Annotated in this window: 4 protein-coding genes; 1 reads left to right on the top strand and 3 read right to left on the bottom strand. The window is 58.6% G+C overall.

Translation table 11 applies throughout. The annotated features are described in order from the left end of the window. Window positions 1–267 precede the first annotated feature (267 nt). The 3 genes from HCC78_RS31665 to HCC78_RS31655 all read right to left on the bottom strand — a co-directional run bounded on the left by HCC78_RS31665 (window position 268) and on the right by HCC78_RS31655 (window position 2,806). Window positions 268–906 (bottom strand): choice-of-anchor E domain-containing protein, encoded by a 639-nt coding sequence (locus HCC78_RS31665; RefSeq protein ID WP_172332684.1) that lies wholly within the window; start codon window positions 904–906, stop codon window positions 268–270. Between the two features lie 151 nt (window positions 907–1,057). Next, a complete protein-coding gene (locus tag HCC78_RS31660) occupies window positions 1,058–1,390 on the bottom strand; it encodes a hypothetical protein (protein WP_172332683.1) in 333 nt (110 codons plus the stop codon). A 1,068-nt stretch (window positions 1,391–2,458) separates the two neighbouring features. After that, window positions 2,459–2,806: a hypothetical protein gene (locus HCC78_RS31655; protein WP_172332682.1), complete on the bottom strand. Its 348-nt coding sequence runs from the start codon at window positions 2,804–2,806 to the stop codon at window positions 2,459–2,461. A gap of 301 nt (window positions 2,807–3,107) precedes the next feature. Between HCC78_RS31655 and HCC78_RS31650 the strand changes: the two genes are divergently transcribed. Next, window positions 3,108–3,386 (top strand): hypothetical protein, encoded by a 279-nt coding sequence (locus HCC78_RS31650; protein ID WP_172332681.1) that lies wholly within the window; start codon window positions 3,108–3,110, stop codon window positions 3,384–3,386. Window positions 3,387–3,883: the final 497 nt, after the last annotated feature.

The following is a 3,883-nucleotide window of genomic DNA, read 5'->3' as shown; positions in this document are numbered from 1 at the left end:
CTGCGCCGAGAGGCAAGGAAAGGCTGGAAGATCGCGCATTCACGCCCAGCAAAACGGAAACCGTTCCGCTCGCCCGACTATTTCAGCAGCCTGTTAGTGAATAGCCACGGCCCGGTCGAACGAACACCGACTGCTCAGAGAGCGTGGAGATAGTGTGGCATGGCGGCTCGCGAAATGGACAGCGAACGTCATGACAAGAAAAAGACCGGGGCGTGAACCCCGGCCTACCGTCCAACTTCTCGAACCAACACGCCGCCTGAACTGAGCCTATCCTTGACGACGGTGCATGAGGCCAGTGATCCCGAGGGCGGACATCAACAGTGCCAGTCCCGCGGGAAGTGGTACCGCCGCTGTCTCGTACTCATACGTCACCGAGAGCGAGATTCCGGCATCGGTTGCCTGGGATATGGTTATGTCCCCGCCAAACCCGCTCCCGCCGAAGGAGGTATCGGTCAGAAAGGACACATCGAGCGTGCCCGGCAGAAAGAACGAGGAGCTTGGCGTTTCGCTGCCGGACAGCGTGTTAGTTGCAGTTACTGGAAACAAAGCACTAGCGCCAACACCGAGAGACACGAGGCCAGTAGTGCCGAACACGCTGAAATCGGGAGAACCGCCAAGCGATAGCAGGGCGGAATCAACATCGTAATCCACCGTCGTATGGGCAGACCCAACGATCGGATTGGATGAATCGTTTTGAACGCCCAGGATAGAGGCAATCGCTCCCGTGATTTCCCAGGTGACCCCGGTGAGTGTCCCCAAGGAACTGTCAAAGAGCGGGACTGATAGCGTGCCGGATATCTCGACATCGCTCAGAGCAAAGGCATCGCTATAGCTGACCGTGAAAGCGCTGACAGGTGCGCCCGCAAACATGACTGCCGCCGTGGCGGAGATGGCAAGGTACTTCACAATCATTCCTCCCATAAATTATTTCGCTACGTTAACACGATCTCGACGCATTGTCAGACTTCATGCGGCAAATCGGCCATGATCGGTTCAATCCGCCAAGCGGTCCCGAAAAAGGCCGGGGCGTGAACCCCGGCCGCACTCGTTGCAGAGGTCACTTGTCCCACAGCCGGGGTGGCTTCGGATCCGACGGAGAGCCGTATCTCCAAACCAGCCGGTGCCGCGGTACAGGTTGACCGAAGATGTAGTGGATCCGGTGACGCCGCTCCTCTTCGGTAAGGCCCCCGTCGAGCCAGATTCGCATCATGGCGCAGTCCTGCGCCTCGTCGCGCGGCACGAATTTGGCTGGTCGGCCGCGCCCTTTTCGTGCCTTTGGATCAGGGGGAAACAATTCCTCCAGATCCGCGCCGAGCGCTTCTAACCTTTCGCGCCACAGCCGGGCGTCTCGAGCCGAACTTCCCAAGTCGCGAATACAGAAAACCAGCACGACGTCTCCGGATCCGACCGCATTCCTAACCATCTCCGCCCGTTCCCGCCGCAGTGACCCGGGGACATCAAGAAAGACCTTTTCTGCTCCAGCAGAACGCAATTCTGCCTCGGCTCTATTAAACCCATATCCTAAAATCATTTAACAAAGATACAATCGGTAAACCAAGGTGCAATAAAATTTCAAAAATCTCGGCGCATTTTGCATATGAAACGGAATACCTGGTGCAGAACTTCATCCAATGGTCACGAAAAAGGCTGGCGCGTGACATTCGACTGCTTGATATCAGGAGTCTGACTCCCGCTGCGCTCCGGTCGTCTGGTTCGCCCCGGCATCCCACCCGAGCCGCGTCTCCACCACCTGCCCCGCCGCGTGGCACACCCAGCACCGCAGCCGCACCACGATGGCAGGCCGGTCGAACGCCGCCAGGTCAGGCACCGGCACCCGGCATCAAAACAAGTCAGAGTTGAATATCGTTAATACATCAAATATGGATTGCAGAATGCGATAATGTGAAGGCATTCAGTTGCCATGTGTGTCAGTTCCAAAGTCCAGAGAGCATTATCCTGCTGAATCATCGGTGCATTGGAGGCACTATGGATTTCTTGCCATTCGATGAAATCTTATGTTGCGGCAGAAATGGGGTGGAAGAGCCTGTCTTCGCCTACGCAGAGCGCCATCCGCGACCAAGCGATGGAGGTGCACTGCAAGGCCATTTCGGAGAGCTGAGGTTCTACGATACACGTGGAGGCTCTCTTACGTTTGATGCCGCAGCATCGGAATTTCGTCGACACTCGGAAGAATTGAGGCCCACGTCCATAATCAGAAACGGCGAGAGGCTGCCTGTGGTTTCCGGAATCCGAAAGAGACCTCACCAGGCATGGCAGCACGTCTAGCCACGAACAGGTGATCCTATTCCCTTTCGGTCAACTCCGCAGCCGCGCCACGATGGCAGGCCTGTCGAACGCCGACAGGTCAGGCACCGGCACCCGGCCCCAATGGCCGCGGCGGCAGAGAACGTGAAGAGCGTGGGGCAGCGTCAGAGCTAGAGCAAAGAGTACCGGGAACTCAAAGATCGACAAATCTGCGCCGGACCACAACCAGCCACCCGAGGGCGCTGGCCAGCAGAAGCGCCGGGACCGGAACAGGGACCGGCGGCATGGTCGGCACGAAGAATCCCCCCGAGCCCACAACGTTCCGCGCTGCCGCGCCTGTCGTGTCAGGCGAGAATTGGCCCGTCCGGTTGCTGTCGGTGAGCATGTCCTCCAGCGAGCCGTAGGTGACGTAGGCCGAGTCGATCGCGTTCTCGCCTTCGATGTTGAACAGGTTCCAGTAGGCTGAAGCTGCTATCCCAGGATCCGGCGCACACAAGGCCGAAGTCAAAACGAGTGCCAAGCCATAGAAACCGTTTTGCATGCTTGTCTCCATTCCACAGACATCTGCCAAGGCGTGCGTCAGCCATTTCCCATAGCACAAAAATTGCATTTGAGCGATTAGGCAACCTCCCACGGCAATGCCGCGCGGCACACCGAGCACCGCAGCCGCGCCACGATGGCTGGCCGGTCGAACGTCGACAGGTCAGGCACCGGCACCCGGCTCCAATGGCCGCAGCGGCAGAGAACGTAGAGCAGCGTCTTGGCCCTTTCCTTCGGCACCGACGCATTTTAATTCCTATATATATAGAATGGAAGGATCACAGAGGACGGGAGGAAGGACAATGTGGACCATTCGGGAATTCGACGACACCATTTTCACCGGCACGGAAGCCGCGGTCCGCTCCGAGATCGAGCGCCTGAAATCGCTATCCGCCGAGGACCTCGGGTTCGACTACCGGGAGCCGCGCCCTCAGAAATTGGACGACGTGGACGAACCCGGCGAGGTGGACGTCGAGTATCTTGTCTTCGATGACAATGACCGCCTCGCGGACCAGGTACAATTTACCGCCGCGTTCACGCCACGCCCGGCATTTTCCAGCAACGGACCCAGCGATTTCTGAGCCACCAAGCCGGAACCGCAACACGGCAGCAAGAGGCCGGAGCATGAGCCCCGGCCTCAATCGTTGCCGCCCCCTCAGACCTCCGGCTCGACATAAACCGCAGGCGCACCACGATGGCAGGCCGGTCAAACGCCGACATGTCAGGCACCGCACCGGCACCCGGCCCCAATGGCCGCAGCGACAGAGAGCGTGGAGATAGTGGGGCACGGCGACTCGCGGAACAGACAGCGAACGTCGTGCTATGAAAAGGGCGTGATCTCCAAGAAGCGGGGCCAAGCCACTCTAGGAGGCGGCTTGGCACACCGCGAGCCATGCAAGCACCTGAACAGCATAACCAATTACCCAGCCTATAAGCTCTTGGGGAGAGCGCACGACACACTTCGATGTACGTTAGCAATTATTAACAGGCTGCTGAAATAGTCGGGCGAGCGGAACGGTTTCCGTTTTGCTGGGCGTGAATGCGCGATCTTCCAGCCTTTCCTTGCCTCTCGGCGCAG

Source organism: Mangrovicoccus sp. HB161399 (assembly GCF_013184745.1).
Lineage (GTDB): Bacteria > Pseudomonadota > Alphaproteobacteria > Rhodobacterales > Rhodobacteraceae > Mangrovicoccus.
The sequence above is the reverse complement of the archived record's forward strand: the minus strand, read 5'-3'. Positions and strand labels throughout refer to the sequence as shown.